The sequence below is a fragment of the Streptomyces sp. NPDC045846 genome (assembly GCF_056431605.1).
In genome coordinates this window covers 68,151-85,281 of sequence record NZ_JBWKKJ010000014.1, presented here as the reverse complement: position 1 = coordinate 85,281, position 17,131 = coordinate 68,151, and the positions used below count along the sequence as shown (strand labels likewise).

At 73.4% G+C, this 17,131-nt stretch carries 17 protein-coding genes; 9 read left to right on the top strand and 8 right to left on the bottom strand.

Annotation, left to right across the window (positions count from 1 at the left end; genetic code table 11):
• The first annotated feature begins 32 nt into the window (after positions 1–32).
• Complete coding sequence (locus AC07F3_RS32910; protein WP_114039198.1) at positions 33–1,676, top strand: DNA repair helicase XPB; 1,644 nt, start codon at positions 33–35, stop codon at positions 1,674–1,676.
• On the opposite strand, the gene AC07F3_RS32905 is transcribed toward AC07F3_RS32910, so the two are convergent.
• A complete protein-coding gene (locus AC07F3_RS32905; protein ID WP_479118165.1) occupies positions 1,634–2,794 on the bottom strand; it encodes a glycosyltransferase 87 family protein in 1,161 nt (386 codons plus the stop codon). The genes AC07F3_RS32910 and AC07F3_RS32905 overlap by 43 nt on opposite strands.
• Positions 2,795–2,870: 76 nt before the next feature.
• Complete coding sequence (locus tag AC07F3_RS32900; RefSeq protein ID WP_479118163.1) at positions 2,871–3,074, bottom strand: hypothetical protein; 204 nt, start codon at positions 3,072–3,074, stop codon at positions 2,871–2,873.
• 193 nt (positions 3,075–3,267) lie between these two features.
• On the opposite strand from AC07F3_RS32900, the gene AC07F3_RS32895 reads away from it, so the two are divergent.
• Entirely contained in the window at positions 3,268–4,167 is a 900-nt protein-coding gene (locus AC07F3_RS32895) for a sigma-70 family RNA polymerase sigma factor (RefSeq protein ID WP_479118161.1), read from the top strand.
• A 443-nt stretch (positions 4,168–4,610) separates the two neighbouring features.
• The gene (locus tag AC07F3_RS32890) at positions 4,611–6,581 is read left to right on the top strand and encodes a HelD family protein (protein WP_479118308.1); all 1,971 of its coding nucleotides are present in this window, start codon (positions 4,611–4,613) and stop codon (positions 6,579–6,581) included.
• Positions 6,582–6,642: 61 nt separating this feature from the next.
• Here the strand turns inward: AC07F3_RS32890 and AC07F3_RS32885 are convergent, their stop codons facing one another.
• Positions 6,643–7,332: a copper homeostasis protein CutC gene (locus tag AC07F3_RS32885; RefSeq protein ID WP_479118160.1), complete on the bottom strand. Its 690-nt coding sequence runs from the start codon at positions 7,330–7,332 to the stop codon at positions 6,643–6,645.
• 64 nt (positions 7,333–7,396) lie between these two features.
• Positions 7,397–8,308, bottom strand: a complete 912-nt coding sequence (locus AC07F3_RS32880) for a hypothetical protein (RefSeq protein ID WP_479118159.1) — start codon at positions 8,306–8,308, stop codon at positions 7,397–7,399.
• Between the two features lie 238 nt (positions 8,309–8,546).
• Here AC07F3_RS32880 and AC07F3_RS32875 point away from each other — a divergent pair, with 238 nt between their 5' ends.
• Positions 8,547–8,774 carry a cation transporter gene (locus AC07F3_RS32875; protein WP_479118158.1) on the top strand — a complete coding sequence of 76 codons (228 nt, stop codon included), beginning with the start codon at positions 8,547–8,549 and terminating at the stop codon, positions 8,772–8,774.
• Between the two features lie 71 nt (positions 8,775–8,845).
• The gene (locus AC07F3_RS32870) at positions 8,846–11,092 is read left to right on the top strand and encodes a heavy metal translocating P-type ATPase (protein WP_479118156.1); all 2,247 of its coding nucleotides are present in this window, start codon (positions 8,846–8,848) and stop codon (positions 11,090–11,092) included.
• A 46-nt stretch (positions 11,093–11,138) separates the two neighbouring features.
• Here the strand turns inward: AC07F3_RS32870 and AC07F3_RS32865 are convergent, their stop codons facing one another.
• Positions 11,139–12,017 (bottom strand): sigma-70 family RNA polymerase sigma factor, encoded by an 879-nt coding sequence (locus tag AC07F3_RS32865; RefSeq protein ID WP_479118155.1) that lies wholly within the window; start codon positions 12,015–12,017, stop codon positions 11,139–11,141.
• Between the two features lie 158 nt (positions 12,018–12,175).
• On the opposite strand from AC07F3_RS32865, the gene AC07F3_RS32860 reads away from it, so the two are divergent.
• The 3 genes from AC07F3_RS32860 (at position 12,176) to AC07F3_RS32850 (ending at position 14,847) form a co-directional block, all read left to right on the top strand.
• Complete coding sequence (locus AC07F3_RS32860) at positions 12,176–12,823, top strand: HD domain-containing protein (protein WP_479118154.1); 648 nt, start codon at positions 12,176–12,178, stop codon at positions 12,821–12,823.
• Positions 12,824–12,877: 54 nt separating this feature from the next.
• A complete protein-coding gene (locus AC07F3_RS32855) occupies positions 12,878–13,393 on the top strand; it encodes a GNAT family N-acetyltransferase (RefSeq protein WP_479118153.1) in 516 nt (171 codons plus the stop codon).
• A gap of 248 nt (positions 13,394–13,641) precedes the next feature.
• Positions 13,642–14,847, top strand: a complete 1,206-nt coding sequence (locus AC07F3_RS32850; RefSeq protein WP_479118307.1) for a Cmx/CmrA family chloramphenicol efflux MFS transporter — start codon at positions 13,642–13,644, stop codon at positions 14,845–14,847.
• A gap of 65 nt (positions 14,848–14,912) precedes the next feature.
• On the opposite strand, the gene AC07F3_RS32845 is transcribed toward AC07F3_RS32850, so the two are convergent.
• The 3 genes from AC07F3_RS32845 to AC07F3_RS32835 form a co-directional block, all read right to left on the bottom strand.
• Positions 14,913–15,116, bottom strand: coding sequence for a cold-shock protein (locus tag AC07F3_RS32845; protein ID WP_053724154.1), 204 nt, complete (start codon positions 15,114–15,116; stop codon positions 14,913–14,915).
• 317 nt (positions 15,117–15,433) lie between these two features.
• Positions 15,434–15,700, bottom strand: coding sequence for a DUF4031 domain-containing protein (locus AC07F3_RS32840; protein ID WP_114039094.1), 267 nt, complete (start codon positions 15,698–15,700; stop codon positions 15,434–15,436).
• Positions 15,697–16,065 carry a hypothetical protein gene (locus AC07F3_RS32835; RefSeq protein ID WP_189389905.1) on the bottom strand — a complete coding sequence of 123 codons (369 nt, stop codon included), beginning with the start codon at positions 16,063–16,065 and terminating at the stop codon, positions 15,697–15,699. Before AC07F3_RS32835 ends, AC07F3_RS32840 begins: the two co-directional genes overlap by 4 nt.
• 116 nt (positions 16,066–16,181) lie before the next feature.
• Here AC07F3_RS32835 and AC07F3_RS32830 point away from each other — a divergent pair, with 116 nt between their 5' ends.
• Entirely contained in the window at positions 16,182–17,099 is a 918-nt protein-coding gene (locus AC07F3_RS32830) for a MurR/RpiR family transcriptional regulator (RefSeq protein WP_479118151.1), read from the top strand.
• The last annotated feature ends 32 nt before the right edge of the window (positions 17,100–17,131 follow it).

The following is a 17,131-nucleotide window of genomic DNA, read 5'->3' as shown; positions in this document are numbered from 1 at the left end:
GTGGGCCATCCGTCGGAAGGGACATGCCCCAGGTGACCGGACCACTCATCGTCCAGAGCGACAAGACCCTGCTCCTGGAGGTCGACCACGAGCAGGCCGACGCCTGCCGTCGCGCCATCGCGCCCTTCGCGGAGCTGGAGCGGGCCCCCGAGCACATCCACACCTACCGGGTGACCCCGCTGGGCCTGTGGAACGCGCGGGCCGCCGGGCACGACGCGGAGCAGGTCGTCGACGCGCTGGTCGAGTACTCGCGCTACCCCGTGCCGCACGCCCTGCTCGTCGACGTCGCCGAGACGATGGCCCGCTACGGCCGCCTCACCCTGAGCAAGCACCCCGTCCACGGCCTGGTGCTCACCTCCACCGACCGGCCGGTCTTGGAGGAGATCCTGCGCTCGAAGAAGGTCACCCCGCTGGTGGGCGCCCGCATCGACGCGGACACGGTCGCCGTGCACCCCTCCGAGCGCGGCCAGATCAAGCAGACGTTGCTGAAGCTGGGCTGGCCGGCCGAGGACCTCGCCGGGTACGTCGACGGCGAGGCGCACCCCATCGAGCTCGCCGAGGACGGCTGGGCGCTGCGCCCGTACCAGAAGCAGGCCGTCGAGGGGTTCTGGCACGGCGGCAGCGGTGTCGTCGTGCTGCCCTGCGGCGCGGGCAAGACGCTGGTCGGGGCCGGGGCGATGGCCGAGGCGAAGGCGACCACGCTCATCCTGGTCACCAACACCGTCTCGGCCCGCCAGTGGAAGCACGAGCTGGTGAAGCGGACGAGTCTGACCGAGGACGAGATCGGCGAGTACAGCGGCACGAAGAAGGAGATCCGCCCGGTCACCATCGCCACGTACCAGGTGCTCACCACCCGCCGCAAGGGCGTCTACGCGCACCTGGAGCTGTTCGACTCGCGCGACTGGGGGCTGATCGTCTACGACGAGGTGCACCTGCTGCCCGCGCCGGTCTTCAAGTTCACCGCCGACCTCCAGGCCCGCCGCCGCCTGGGCCTGACCGCGACGCTGGTGCGCGAGGACGGCCGCGAGTCGGACGTGTTCTCGCTCATCGGGCCCAAGCGGTTCGACGCCCCGTGGAAGGAGATCGAGGCGCAGGGCTACATCGCGCCCGCCGACTGCGTGGAGGTCCGGGTCAATCTGACCGACTCCGAGCGCCTCGCGTACGCGACCGCGGAGACCGAGGAGAAGTACCGCTTCTGTGCCACGACCGCGACCAAGCGGAAGGTCACGGAGGCGCTGGTACGGAAGTTCAAGGGCCAGCAGATCCTCGTCATCGGCCAGTACATCGACCAACTCGACGAGCTGGGCGAGCACTTGGACGCGCCGGTCATCAAGGGCGAGACGAGCAACGCGCAGCGCGAGAAGCTGTTCGGCGCGTTCCGGGAGGGTGAGATCAGCGTCCTGGTGGTGTCCAAGGTGGCGAACTTCTCGATCGACCTGCCGGAGGCGACCGTCGCGATCCAGGTGTCCGGCACGTTCGGCTCCCGCCAGGAGGAGGCCCAGCGCCTCGGCCGCGTCCTGCGTCCGAAGGCGGACGGCCACCAGGCGCACTTCTACTCGGTGGTCGCCCGCGACACCATCGACCAGGACTTCGCGGCCCACCGCCAGCGCTTCCTGGCCGAACAGGGCTACGCCTACCGGATCATGGACGCGGACGAACTGCTCGCGGACAGCTGAGAGTTGACCCCGACCGGGCGGGCCCGCCACGCCGCCCACCCCACCACGGCGAGCCCGACCAGCGGATAGGGCGCGGCCAGCGGCTGCTGCCAGAGCGGAAGCCGGAGGTCGAGGTCGCCCGCGTGCGGTACGAGCCAGAGGCTGCGGGCGGTGAAGACGACGGCGGTCGCGGCGGCCGTACGCGGATGGCCCTCGGCGACCAGCACGGCGATCAGCGGGACGCACCACACCCAGTGGTGCGACCAGCTGATGGGGGAGATCAGCAGCGCGGTGAAGGCGGTCGCGAGCAGGGCCCGGCGCTCGTCGGCGCGGCGGGCGGCCCACAGCCCCACGGCGCCGACGGCGGCCGCCGCGAAGGCCCACACCGGGCCGGGGGCGGAGGTGTGCAGCAGGCGCGCGAGCAGCCCCTGCAAGGACTGGTTGTCGACGATCCACGCCTTGCCGACCCTCCCGGTCTCGAACAGCCGCCGGGTGAAGAACTCGACGGTGGCGTCGGGGAGTACGAGCGCCCCGAGCAGCACGGTCGAGCCGAACCCGGCGAGCGCGGTGAGGGCCTCGCGGTGGCGTCCGCGCACCAGCAGGTGCGGCACGAAGAGCAGCGGCGTGATCTTGATTCCGGCGGCGACGCCGACCGCGAACCCCTTGCCCGGGGCGCCCGCGGGCCGGGAGAGGTCCCAGAGCACGAGGCAGGCGAGCGCGAGGTTGACCTGTCCGAAGAGCAGGGTCTGGAAGACGGGCTCCAGCCACAGGCCGAGGGCGGTGGCGCCCAGCACGAGGGCGCGGCCCGGCGCGAGTCCCGCGAACCGGCAGGAGAGGTGGACCAGCAGCGCGCACAGCAGGACGTTGCCGACGCAGAAGGCCGCCTTGAGCACGGCGAGGGGCACGTAGGCGGCCGGCACGAAGAGCAGGGCGGCGAACGGCGGGTAGGTGGCGGGCAGCTGCCAGGCGGTGACGGTGAACCCGTACAGGGAGGTGCCGTGCGCGACGGCCGCTCCCTCCGCCCGGTAGACCAGGGCGTCCGCCATGGGGATCCGCAGGGCGAGGCAGAGCGCGGTGAGCGCGGCGAGCGAGAGCCCGAGAAGGCCCCGGGCGACGGCGTGCGGTGAGCGTTCGGTCACACGAAGTGACCCTAGCGGCGCGGGTGATCAGCGGCGGGGCCGCGCGCCCGCGTGCACGCGGAAGTCGTCCGGCCGGTCAGTGCTGACGGCGGCGGACCCCGGCCTCCTCGGCGAACTCGCCCATGACGACGACGCTGAACGCGGCACCGGCGAGAACCCGCGCGGCCCGGACCGCGTTGCCGATCTTGTGGGTACGGTGAGGGGCGGCGCCCGAGGCGGTGGCGCCCTTGGGGGCGCCGGGGCGGGCGGAGGGGACTGGGGTGAAGGTCGCTGCACTCATGTATCCATGATGGATTTCGGACATCCCCGTCACATCGCTCCCCGGGCTGAACCTCATCGCCCGCCACGTAGTCCTCTGGTCCCACGCCGTCCCCTACGGGTAGGAGCGATCGCCCCCTACGCCCCTGTCACATCGGCCGCCTTTCCCGTGTCAGAGCAGTGCCACCACGCAACGCGACGGAGGAACACCAGAGATGGACGCCGAGGAACACCTCGCGCAGCGCTTCGAGGAGCACCGCGGTCACCTGCGCGCGGTGGCGTACCGGATGCTCGGCTCGCTCAGCGAGGCCGAGGACGCCGTCCAGGAGGGCTGGCTGCGGGCCAGCCGCGCGGACAGCGGCGCGGTGGACAACATGGGCGGCTGGCTGACCACGATCGTCGCGCGGATCTGCCTCAACATGCTGCGTGCGCGCGGGACCCGGCGCGAGGCGGCCCTCGACGTCGAGGAGTACGAGTACGTCCATGTGCCGGATCCGGTGCTCGGGCCGGTGGACGCGGTGGACCCCGAGCAGGAGGTGCTGCTCGCCGACTCGGTGGGCCTGGCCCTGATGGTGGTCCTGGAGACCCTGGCCCCCGCGGAGCGGCTGTCCTTCGTCCTGCACGACATGTTCGCGGTGCCGTTCGAGGACATCGCGCCGATCGTCGACAAGACGCCCGCGGCGACGCGGCAGCTGGCGAGCCGGGCGCGCAGGCGGGTGCAGGGCCGGGCGCCCTCGTCGTCGGCCGACCGGGCGCGGCAGCGCGAGGTGGTCGACGCGTTCATCTCGGCCGCGCGCGGGGGCGACTTCGAGGCGCTGCTCGCCCTGCTCGACCCGGACGTCGTGCTGCGCGCGGACGCGGGGGGTCTGCCGGCGACGAAGCTGGTGCGGGGTGCGCGGGTGGTGGCCGAACAGGCCTACTCCTTCCGCAAGTTGGCGGCGTTCAACCGGCTGGTCCTGGTCAACGGCATGCCGGGCATCGTGGCGGCGGCCGACGGGCGGGTGTTCTCGGTGCTGGCCTTCACGCTGGGGGTGGACGGGCGGATCACCGAGCTCAACATCCTGGCGGACCCGCGGCGACTGCCCACCCTGGACATCACCTTCCTCCCCGCCTGACCCCACGCACCACGCAGTTCCCCGCGCCCCTTCAACCCCCTTCCACCCGCGGACCGTGCACGGCCGGTCGCGCAGTTCCCCGCGCCCCTCAAACCCTCTTCCATCTGCGGGCCGTGCTCGCTTCTCGCGCAGTTCCCCGCGCCCCTCAGCAGTACGGTGCTGGTCGGCATGGGCATCTTTAGCCAGTCCGGCGTTTGAGGACGAGCGCCGTTCAGGCGCGAACGGGGTCTGGGGCGGAGCCCCAGGGTCCTTCAACCCCCGGAGGGTCTCGGGAAGGGGCGGGGTGGGGGAAAAGCATTGGCCCCCCGAGCCCGGGCGCGCCTAAAATCCCCCCTCCCCCAAACCGCCGGAGGCACCCCGTGCAGAGGCACGACCCCGAAGCCCTCGACCCCCTGCTCCGCGAACGCACCCACCTCGCCCACTCCCGCGCGGCCCTGCGCGCCATGCGCGAGGACGTCGAGGCCCTCGACATCAAGGACGTCACCGCGAACTGGGTCAACGCCGCCGTCCTCCAGCGCCAGATCGACGACCGCATCAAGGCCCTCGCGGACCTCTCCCACACCCCCCTCTTCTTCGGCCGCCTCGACTACCTGCACGCCCCCGGCGCGGCCCTCGCCGAGGGAGCCGAGGGGGAGCGGTTCTACATCGGCCGCCGGCACGTCCACGACGCGGACGGCGACCCGATGGTCATCGACTGGCGCGCCCCGGTCTCGCAGCCGTTCTACCGCGCCTCGAAGAAGGACCCGATGGACATCGGGCTGCGCCGCCGCTTCGGCTACACGGGCGGCGACCTCACGGCGTACGAGGACGAGCACCTCACGGACCCCACGGAGAGCGCGCGGACCAGCAAGCTGCTCCAGGCGGAGATCGAGCGCCCCCGCGTGGGCCCGATGCGCGACATCGTCGCGACGATCCAGCCCGAGCAGGACGAGATCGTACGGTCCGGCCTCAACGGCAGCGTGTGTGTGCAGGGAGGCCCCGGCACCGGAAAGACCGCCGTCGGCCTGCACCGGGTGGCGTACCTCCTGTACGCCCACCGCGAGCGCCTGGCCCGTACCGGCACCCTGGTCATCGGGCCGAACCGGTCCTTCCTGCACTACATCGAGCAGGTCCTGCCCGCGCTCGGCGAGCTGGAGGTGCAGCAGGCGACCGTGGACGACCTCGTCGCGCGGGGCATCGAGGTGCGCGCCACCGACCCCGCCGAGTCGGCCGTCGTCAAGGGCGACGCCCGCATGGCCGAGGTGCTGCGCCGCGCGGTGTGGTCGCACGTCACCCCTCCCGCCGAGCCGCTCGTGGTGGTGCGCGGTTCGCGCCGCTGGCGGGTCCCCGCGTACGAACTGGCGGAGATCGTCGAGGAGTTGAGGGACCGGGACATCCGTTACGGGGCCGCGCGCGAGGCGCTGCCGCAGCGCATCGCGCACACGGTGCTGGTGCGGATGGAGCAGGCGGGCGAGGCCCCCGACGACCGGGTGCAGGACGCGGTGGCCCGCAACGCGGCGGTGAAGGCGGCCGTCAAGGAGATCTGGCCCCCGGTCGACCCGGCGAAGCTGGTGCTGCGGCTGCTCAACGACCCGGACTTCCTGGCCGAGCACGCCGAGGGCGTCCTCACCGACGAGGAGCAGAAGGCGGTCCTCGCGCCCAAACCCGCCCGCAGCGTGAAGTCGGCGCGGTGGACGGCCGCGGACGCCGTCCTCATCGACGAGGCGAACGACCTGGTGGCCCGCACCCACTCGCTCGGCCATGTGGTGCTCGACGAGGCGCAGGACCTCTCCCCCATGCAGTACCGCGCGGTGGGGCGGCGCTGCACGACGGGTTCGGCGACGGTGCTCGGCGACCTGGCGCAGGGCACCACGCCCTGGGCGACGGCGAGTTGGGCGGAGGCGCTGCGCCATCTGGGCAAGGGGGACGCGGTGGTCGAGGAGTTGACGGCCGGTTTCCGCGTGCCGCGCGAGGTCATCGCGTACGCCTCGAAGCTGCTGCCGTCGATCTCCCCCGGCCTGGCGGCGGTGGAGTCGGTGCGTGAGACGCCGGGCTCGCTGGACGTGCGCGCGTCGGCGGAGCTGGACGCGGACGTGGTCGCGGCCTGCCGGGAGTCCCTCGCGCACGAGGGCTCGATCGGGCTGATCGCCGCCGATGCCCGCATTCCCGTACTGGCGGCGGCACTTGAGGCCGCGGGCCTCGCCCATCTGGCGCCGGGCGAGGAGACGACGGCCGAGTCCCGCCTCACGCTGGTCCCGGCCTCGCTCGCCAAGGGCCTGGAGTACGACTACGTGGTCCTGGACGAGCCCGCCGCGGTGGTAAGCGGCGAGCCCGACGAGCGCACCGGCCTGCGCCGCCTGTACGTGGCGCTGACCCGTGCGGTCTCCGGCCTCACGGTCGTGCACACGGCCCCGCTCCCGGCCCAGCTCGCCTGATCCGACCGGGGCCGGGGCGGATCGGCGTACGCGACGGCGATCCGGGGCCCGGCCGCGCCCCCTACGCGTCCAGCGCCGAGCGCCACTCGGCGACCGCGGCCGCGGAGACCGGGGCGGACCAGCCGCCGGGCCGGGACGCGCCGCCGATGTGGACCGCGTCGATGCCCGCGGCCCGCAGCACCGGCAGATGGGAGAGGCGCAGCCCGCCGCCGACCAGGATGCGGGGTTCGTAGCCCGGCTCGCCGGACCGCGCGGCCTCCGCGAGGAGCACCGGCAGGCCGTCGTCGACGCCCAGCGAGGACCCGGCGGTGAGGTACGTGTCGAGTCCCGGCAGGTCGGAGAGCTCCTTGCGCAGGGCGTCGCGGGAGGCGGCCCGGTCGATGGCCCGGTGGAAGGTCCACCGGCACCCGGTCAGGGTGGCTGCGAGGGCGCGCACGGCCGCCATGTCGGGGGCTCCGGTCTCGTCGAGGAAGCCGAGCACGAACTCGTCCGCGCCCTCGGCCCGCAGCGCCTGGGCATCGCGTACGAGCGCGTCGACGTCGCCCGCCGCGAACCCGTCGGCCGAGCGCAGCATCACGCGCAGCGGGATGTCGACGGCGGCGCGGATCGCCGCGAAGGTCTCCAGGGGCGGGGTCAGCCCGTCGGCCGCCATGTCGGTGACCAGCTCCAGGCGGTCCGCCCCGCCGGCCTGGGCCGCGACGGCGTCCTCCGCGTCGAGCGCGATCACCTCAAGCAGTGCACGGTTGCTCATCTGACCCCATTCCTCCGTAACCCGGGCCCGGCTCGGCCCAAATAGGTCTAGTCCATTGACTAGCCTACGCCGCGAAATGCCCACCCACGTGGACGGTAAACGCGGCCGTACGGACCTTTCCGCCGTGCTGGAAGTCCAGGAAGAGCCGGTACGCACCGGCGCTGGGCGGGGTCGCGCCGAAGGAGACGACCGGCCCGGGGCCGCCCTCGTTCGGGTGGACGTGCAGATAGGCGAGGTCACCGGAGCGCAGCGCGACGAGGTGTCCGTACGCCCCGAGGTAGGGCTCCAGGTCGGTCACGGGCTTGCCGTCCTTGGACACCGAGAGCTTCAGCTCGGTCGTTTGGCCGGGGAGCAGCGAGCCCTCCAGGGCGACCTCGTACCCGTCACCGGCCTGCGCCGTGGCCGCCGGAGCGGGCAGTTCCTTCGGTGCGTACGCCCCGGAGACCGCGAGGTCGGCGCCCAGGACGAGCCCCTTGGCGTCCTTCACGTCGGCGGGCGTGAAGTCGGCGAGGACCCGGTAGCCCCCGGCGTCGGGGAGCTGGGCGGCGACCGACCAGGTGCCGTCGGCGGCCCGCACGGGGTGCAGGTGGCGGTACACGCCGAGGTCGGTCGACGCGACGATGAGGTGCAGTTCCTTGCCGTGCTCGCTCCGGAAGGCGGTGACCGGTCGCCCGTCGTGCCCGGTCACCGCGAAGCGGATCTCGGCGGCTCCGCCCGCCGCGACCCGCGGCGTCTTGAGGTCGAGGCGGTAGCCGCCGTCGGCGATCTGGAGCCCGCCCGGCACCGAAGCGCCCTCCCCGTGCCCCGCGTGCCCCGCATGCCCCGATCCGGCGCTCTCGCCCGAACCCTCCCCGTGCCCGGCGTGCGGCGCCTGCTTCGCCACCACCGGGTCGACCGCCTTGCCCACGCCGTACGCCGTTCCGAACGTCGCGGCCAGCGCGGCGGCGAAGGCGGTGATCTTCAGCCCTGTGTTCATGACGACCTTCATGACGAACTCCCCACGTTCCCTTGCGCTCCGGCAGAACCCCGCCGACCAGCCACCCGTTCCGGTGACCGACGCCCCCAACATACCCCCAGGGGGTATCAAGTCAAGCCCCGGGAACCCCTTGCGGATCGATACACCCGGGGGGTATACATGACCCCATCGCAATACCCCCAGGGGGTACCGTGGAGCCGCAAGGGCCGCGGGACCCGCGCATCACACGGAGGACGTCATGCAGAACGCAGCCACCACCACCGCCACCTACACGGTCGAGGGCGTGGGCAGCGCGCACTGCCAGAGCATCGTCGCCCGGGCCATCGGCGAGCTCGACCACGTGATCGCCGTCGACGTCGAGATCGGCACCGGCCGCACGACGGTCACGACCACCGGCGCCCCCGACGACCAGCTGATCGCCGACACCGTCGACGACGCGGGCTACACCTTCACCGGCCGCGCCTGACCGACCCCGGACCGGACGGGGACCCGATCCCGTCTCCGCCCGCACCGCCCCACGTACGAGGAGCCGCAGCCATGACCACCACCACACCCGGCGCCGCCGACGTCGAACTCGCCATCGGCGGCATGACCTGCGCCTCGTGCGCGGCCCGCATCGAGAAGAAGCTCAACCGCATGGACGGGGTCGAGGCCACCGTCAACTACGCCACCGAGAAGGCCAAGGTCACCTTCCGCGAGGACGTCTCCGTCGCCGACCTCATCGCCACCGTCGAGGCCACCGGCTACACCGCCGAGGAGCCCGCGCCGGCGCGGACCGAGGACCAGGACGGCGGCCCGGAGCCGGACGACGCACTGCGGCCGCTGCGCCAGCGGCTGTTCACCGCGGTCGCCCTCGCGCTCCCGGTCATCGCGATGTCGATGGTCCCGGCCCTCCAGTTCGACTACTGGCAGTGGCTCTCCCTCACCCTGACCGCGCCCGTCGTGACGTACGCCGCCTGGCCCTTCCACCGCGCCGCCTGGACCAACGCGCGGCACGGCGCGGCGACCATGGACACGCTGATCTCGGTCGGCACCTCGGCCGCGTTCCTCTGGTCCCTGTGGGCCCTGTTCTTCGGCACGGCCGGAACCCCGGGCATGACCCACCCCTTCGAGCTGACGATCGGCCGCTCGGACGGCGCGGGCAACATCTACCTGGAAGCAGCCGCCGGAGTCACCGCCTTCATCCTCGCCGGGCGCTACTTCGAGGCCCGCTCCAAGCGCAAGGCGGGCGCCGCCCTGAAGGCGCTGCTCGAACTCGGCGCCAAGGACGTGACCGTGCTGCGCGCCGACGGCACCGAACAGACCGTTCCCACCGCCGAGTTGAAGGTCGGCGACCGCTTCCTGGTCCGCCCCGGCGAGAAGATCGCCACCGACGGCACGGTCGTCGAGGGCTCCTCCGCCGTGGACGCGTCCATGCTCACCGGCGAGTCCGTACCGGTCGAGGTCGCCCCCGGCGACACCGTCACGGGCGCCACCCTCAACGCGGGCGGCCGCCTCGTTGTCGAGGCGTCCCGGGTCGGCGCGGACACCCAGCTGGCGCGCATGGCCCGGCTCGTCGAGGACGCCCAGAACGGCAAGGCCGCCGCCCAGCGCCTCGCCGACCGGATCTCGGCGGTCTTCGTGCCGGTCGTCATCGGCCTCGCGCTCGCCACCCTCGGCTTCTGGCTCGGCAACGGCTCCGGCCTGACCGCCGCGTTCACGGCCGCCGTGGCCGTACTGATCATCGCCTGCCCCTGCGCCCTGGGCCTGGCCACGCCGACCGCGCTCATGGTCGGCACCGGCCGGGGCGCCCAGCTCGGCATCCTGATCAAGGGCCCGGAGGTCCTGGAGACCACCCGCAAGGTCGACACGATCGTCCTGGACAAGACCGGCACCGTGACCACCGGCCGCATGACCCTGCTCGCCGTGCACGTCGCCGACACCACCACCGAGGCCGAAGTCCTGCGGCTCGCGGGCGCCTTGGAGCACTCCTCCGAGCACCCCATCGCCCGCGCGGTCGCCGACGGCGCCACCGCCCGCACCGGCACCCTGCCCACCCCCGAGGACTTCGCCACCATCGCGGGTCTCGGCGTCCAGGGCGTCGTCGAGGGACACGCGGTCCTGGTCGGCCGCGAGCAGCTGCTCGCGGAGTGGGCGATGGAGCTCACCCCCAGCCTGAAGGCGGCCAAGGAGACGGCCGAGGCGGCCGGGCGCACCGCCATCGCGGTCGCCTGGGACGGCGAGGCCCGCGCGGTCATCGAGGTCGCCGACGCGATCAAGGAGACCAGCCCCGAGGCGATCCGGCGGCTGCGCGCCCTCGGCCTCACCCCGATCCTGCTGACCGGCGACAACCGGGCGGTCGCGGAGGCGGTCGCCGCCGAGGTCGGCATCGAGAAGGTGTACGCGGAGGTCATGCCCCAGGACAAGGTCGACGTCGTCAAGTCCCTCCAGACAGAAGGGCGTTCGGTCGCCATGGTCGGCGACGGCGTCAACGACGCGGCCGCGCTCGCCCAGGCCGACCTCGGCCTCGCGATGGGCACGGGCACGGACGCCGCCATCGAGGCCGGCGACCTGACCCTGGTCCGCGGCGACCTGCGGGCCGCGGCGGACGCGATCCGGCTCTCCCGCAAGACGCTCGGCACCATCAAGTCCAACCTGTTCTGGGCCTTCGCCTACAACGTGGCCGCCCTGCCGCTCGCGGCGGCGGGCCTGCTGAACCCGATGATCGCGGGCGCCTCCATGGCCTTCTCGTCGGTCTTCGTGGTGGGCAACTCCCTGCGCCTGCGGAGCTTCAAGGCCTCCTGAACCGGCGTCGCACCGGACCATGAACTCCCCTTCACCGAAGGGGAGTTCAGGCTGTCAGGACCGTGAGGTCGAGCCTGCCGAGGCGCTCGGGGTCGGCCAGGATGTCGATGGTGGCGATCCGACCGCCGGTCATCGTGAACGCCATCACCGACAGCGGCCGCCCCTCGCTCAGCGAGACGAGCCCCGGGCTGCCGTTGACCAGTACGAGGACGGTGAACTCGGCGAGCCGCGCCCCGAACACCGCCCCGCCCGCCACCGCCTCGGCGCCGCGCAGAACGCCGCCGGGCCGCAGCTCGCCGCCGTCGGACCGGGCCACCACGTCCGGGTCGAGCACCTCGACCAGAGCCTCGAAGTCGCCGCCGCGGGCCGCCGCCATGAACGCCTCGACCACCCTGCGACGGCCCGCGAGGTCCGTGTCCGCGGCCGGGGCGCCGCCCTGGACCCGGCGGCGGGCCCGGGAGGCGAGCTGGCGGGCGGCGGCCGGGGTGCGGCCGATCACGGGGGCGATCTCGTCGAACGGCACGGCGAACAGGTCGTGCAGCACGAAGGCGAGCCGCTCCGCCGGACTCAGCGTCTCCAGGACCACGAGCAGGGCCAGCCCCACCGAGTCGGCGAGCAGCACGTCGTCCTCCGGCCCGGTGCCGTTCGCGCCGCTGATGATCGGGTCCGGCACGCGCGGCCCGAGCGGCTCCTCACGGCGGGAGACCCGGGCGCGCAGCATGTCGAGGCAGACCCGCCCGACGACCGTGGTCAGCCAGCCCCCGAGGTTCTCCACCGCGCCGGTGTCGGAGCGGCTGAGCCGCAGCCAGGCCTCCTGCACGGCGTCGTCGGCCTCGTGCAGCGACCCGAGCATCCGGTAGGCCACCGCCCGCAGCTGCCCCCGGTGCCCCTCGAACCGCTCCGCCAGGTACTCGTGCCCGCCCATGGCCCACCTCTCCTCACCATCGCCACCAGGACCGTCACCGCGATGACGCACGGGCCCGGCCGAATGTGACAGCGCGCCCGGCGGCCGGGGGCGGGAGGCCGGGGTCCAGCGGCGGAACAGGGGCGGGCGCGAGAACCGGGCCCGCTACGCTCGGCCGCATGCCGGACAACGACCCCCTCCGCGCCCGCTGGCGGGCCGCGCTCACGGCGGTGCGCCCCGCCCAGGACGACGCCGTCGACCCCGCGCCGTACGGCGACGCCCTGCTGGCCCGCTGGGCGGAACCCCACCGCCGCTACCACGGCACCGCCCACCTCACCGCGGTCCTGGACCACATCGACGTACTGGAGCGGTACGCCGACCACCCCGACCTCGTACGCCTCGCCGCCTGGTTCCACGACGCCGTGTACCTCCCCGACCGCTCGGAGAACGAGGAGCGTTCGGCCCGGCTCGCCGAACGCGCGCTGGCCGAGGCCGGGTTGAGGGCCGAGGACACCGCCGAGGTGGCCCGTCTGGTGCGCCTGACCGTGACCCACGCGCCCGAGGACGGCGACACCGACGGCGAGGTCCTGTGCGACGCCGACCTCGCGATCCTGGCCGCCGCCCCGGAGGCGTACGCCGCCTACGCCGCGGCCGTACGCGAGGAGTACGCCTTCGTACCCGCCGAGGCGTTCCGGGCGGGCCGCGCCGAGGTGCTGACCCAACTGCTCGGGCTGCCACGGCTGTTCCGCACCCCGTACGGCGCCCGCGAGTGGGAGGCGGCGGCCCGCGAGAACCTGGAGGCGGAACTGACCCTGCTCACCACATAATCGGCCTGAGCCCACGGCTCGCTCCGCTCCCTGACGGAAAGCAGGTGTCCCGGCGTGCTCCCCGTGACGGTCCAGGCCGAACGCATCGCCCTCCACGAGCTGACCCGCGCGTCGGCCGCCGAGCTCCAGGAAGGCGGCTCCGGCGGCTGGCGGTGGGCCCCCGGCGGCCCGCACGAGGGCAGCCGTTTCGCCGCCGCGAAGATGCTGGCGGGCATGGAGACGGGCCGGCACCGCACGGGCTGGGGCGCGTACGTCATCGTCCGCACCGAGGACGGCCGGGCCATCGGCGGCATCGGCTTCCACGGCCCGCCCGAGGACGGCCGCGTCGAGATCGGCTACGACCTGGCCGAATCCGTACGCGGCCGGGGATACGCCACCGAGTCCCTCAGGGCGCTGACCGCGTGGGCGCTGGCCCAGTCCGACGTCGAGACGGTGTACGCCACGACGGACGAGGACAACACCGCCTCGCAGCGCGTCCTGGAACGCGCGGGCTTCCGCCGCATCGGCGACACTCCGCGCCCCATCGGCGGCAGAACGGCCCAGCACCTCTTCGAGCAGACCAGGAACTGACGGCGGGCCCTTCGAGCGGGGGCTCGGGACCGACGGCGAGCCTCTCCGAGCACGGCGGCGGCCGCTTCGAGCGAGGCCGCCGGGGGGCCGGGGATCGCGTTCGGGACTGGCCGGGGGACCGGGTCCGGGAATACGGATCCGGCCATCCGGTGTTGGCACCCGATATGCCCGCCGAGCCCATACCCACGCCCGTGCCCGCACCCACCCCCGCTTCTCCCGCCGGATCCGCCGCGCCTTCCGGCGACCGCATGCCGCTCGCCGTCTACATCCTGGGCCTGTCCGTCTTCGCGCTCGGGACCAGTGAGTTCATGCTCACCGGGCTGCTCCCGGCCATCGCCGACGACATGAGCGTGTCCATTCCGCAGGCGGGCCTGCTGATCTCGGCCTTCGCGATCGGCATGGTGGTGGGCGCGCCCCTGCTCGCGGTGGCGACGCTGCGCCTGCCGCGCCGCACCACCCTGATCGCGCTGATCACGACGTTCGGCCTGGGGCAGGTCGCGGGCGCGCTGGCCCCGAACTACGCGCTGCTGTTCGCCTCGCGGATCGTCTCCGCACTGGCCTGCGCCGGGTTCTGGGCGGTCGGCGCGGCGGTCGCCATCGCGATGGTCCCGGTCAACGCGAGGGCCCGCGCGATGGCCGTCATGATCGGCGCCCTGTCGATCGCGAACGTCCTGGGCGTGCCGCTCGGCGCGCTGCTCGGCGACAATCTGGGCTGGCGCGCGGCGTTCTGGGCGGTCGGCGCGGCCTCCGCGATCGCGCTCGTCGGCATCGTGACCCGCATCCCCCGCATCCCGCTCCCCGAGGAGAAGCCCCGGCTCAGCCGCGAGCTGCGGATCTACCGCGACCCGCAGGTGCTCCTGTCGGTCGCGATCACCGCGCTCGCCGCGGGCGGCGTGTTCTGCGCGTTCAGCTACCTCAAGCCGCTGCTCACCGATGTCGCGCACGTGGACGCGGGCTGGGTCCCGGCCGTCCTCGGCCTGTTCGGGGTGGGCGCGCTGATCGGCACGACGATCGGCGGCCGGGTCGCCGACGCGCACCTCTTCGGCGTGCTGCTCAGCGGCATCACCGCCTCGACGGCGTTCCTGGTCGCGCTGGCGCTGTTCGCCTCGACGCCCGCGGTCGCGATCACCCTGTCGTTCCTGATCGGCCTGTCGGCGTTCTACACGGCCCCGGCGCTCAACGCCCGCATGTTCAACGTGGGCGGCGCCGCCCCCACGCTGGCCGGCGCGACGACGACGTCCTCGTTCAACCTGGGCAACACCGCGGGCCCCTGGCTCGGCGGCGTCGTGATCAGCGCGAACCTGGGCTTCGCGGCCACCGCCTGGGCGGGCGCCGCGATGACCGTCCTCGCCCTGGCGCTCGTCACGGCCTCGCTGCGCCTGCACCGGTCGCGCTCCCGCGTGGTGGCCCGCTCGGCACAGGCGGCCCCCGCCCCGGCGCGCGCCCGCGTCTGACCCGCCCCGAAACGGCGAAGCGCCCCGCACCCGGTGCACGGGTGCGGGGCGCTTCGGTACGGCGCTTAGGCGGGGGTGACGTTCTCCGCCTGCGGGCCCTTCGGGCCCTGGGTCACGTCGAAGTTGACCTGCTGGTTCTCCTGCAGCTCACGGAAGCCGGTGGAGTTGATCGCGGAGTAGTGGACGAAGACGTCCGGGCCGCCGCCGTCCTGCGCGATGAAACCGAAGCCCTTTTCGGCGTTGAACCACTTCACGGTGCCGGTTGCCATGTGTTTCCCCTGTCGAGGATCGCGGGGTACTGGCTTGTCAGTACCCCTGGGTGAGGTGATCGCCCTGGTCCTCGGACATTGCTGCACAGCAAACGCCCACGGCGTAAACCGCGGGCGTTGAGACTTCGGAACCACGACTACTGGCAAGGAAGTTAGCCGATCCGCAGTCGTCTGGCTACGGGCCGCAGCCGAACCGGCGACAAGTTCCGGCCGTGCGGGCGGCTCGGGGGCGGGTCGGGGGCGGCTCAGGCGGCCCTTCCCGGCGGCCGGACCGGCGGTCCGACGGGCCCTGAACCCGGGCCCCCGGCCGCGGCGCCTCAGGCCGGACGCCCCTTGGGACGGCGCAGTCCCGCCTCCGTGAGACGGCGTACGAGCTCCTTCGAGCCGATCTCCACCGCGCCCGCCCGCACCGCGTCGTCGTACCGGTGCGAGGGCACGTCGTAGTGATCACGTTCGAAGGCTCGCGGCGGGCAGCCGATGGACGCGGCGAACGCGTGCAGTTCCTCGTACGAGACGTCGCTGACCAGGTGCGACCACATGCGGCCGTGGCCCGGCCAGGTGGGCGGGTCGATGTACAGGGTCATCCGCCGAGCCCGCCGACCCGGGCCACCACGACGCCCGCCTTGGCGCACACCCAGTGCGGGTCGGGGCCGAGCTCGGGCTCCACGTCCAGCGCGTGCGGATCGCCCGCGTCGCACACCGGGCACAGCGGCCAGCGGCCGTACCGCTCAAGGAGCGCGTCCTGTACGTCCTGGGCGACGAGGCCCGCGACGTACTCCGTGCCCTCGGGCCACTGCTCCACCCACCAGCGCCGGTGGGTGACCGCGTCCTCGACCAGCGAGACGACGTCCGCGTGCGCCACGTCGCGCGCCGCGAGGTCGGCCAGGACCAGGGCGCGGGCGGCGTGCAGTGCTTGTTCCAGCGGCCGGATGGGCTGTGCGTCGTCCATGTCCTCCATTGTCACCCCACCCGCACCACGGCCCCCGGGGCGCGGGACCAAGGGCCCGGGCCGCGACGGGACCAAAGGGGGTTGACCGCGGACAGCGCCGAAAATATCTTTCAAGAGTGACCAATGACCTGAAGGAAAGTTTCAGCGGCGGCGCCCCGCCCGCACCGGCCGCCCTCGCGGCCAAGGTGCGCACGCTCGCACCGTCCATGACCCGCTCCATGCAGCGGGTCGCCGAGGCCGTCGCCAGCGACCCGGCCGGCTGCGCGGCCCTCACGGTCACCGGCCTCGCCGAGCTCACCGGCACCAGCGAGGCGACCGTGGTGCGCACCGCCCGCCTCCTCGGCTACCCCGGCTACCGCGACCTGCGCCTCGCGCTGGCCGGGCTCGCCGCCCAGCAGCAGTCCGGCCGCGCCCCCGCCGTCACCGCCGACATAGCCGTCGACGACCCGATCGCGGACGTCGTCGCCAAGCTCGCCTACGACGAGCAGCAGACCCTCGCCGACACCGCGGCCGCCCTCGACACCGTCCAACTCGGCGCCGCCGTCGGCGCGTTGGCGGGCGCCCGGCGGATCGACATCTACGGCGCCGGCGCCTCCTCGCTGGTCGGCCAGGACCTCGCGCAGAAACTGCTGCGCATCGGGCTCATCGCGCACGCCCACACCGACCCGCACCTGGCGGTCACCAACGCCGTGCAGCTGCGCTCCGGCGACGCGGCGGTGGCGATCACCCACTCCGGCTCCACCGGCGACGTCATCGAGCCGCTGCGGGTCGCCTTCGACCACGGCGCCACCACCATCGCGATCACCGGCCGCCCCGACGGCCCGATCTCGCAGTACGCCGACCACGTCCTCACCACCTCCACGGCCCGCGAGAGCGAGCTGCGCCCGGCCGCCATGTCGTCCCGCACGAGCCAACTCCTCGTCGTGGACTGCCTGTTCGTCGGCATCGCCCAGCGCACCTACGAGACGGCGGCCCCGGCCCTGTCCGCCTCGTACGAGGCGCTCGCCCACCGCCACACCCCACGCACCCGCTAGTCCCGCGCCCGCCAGAGCCGTACGCAGAGAAA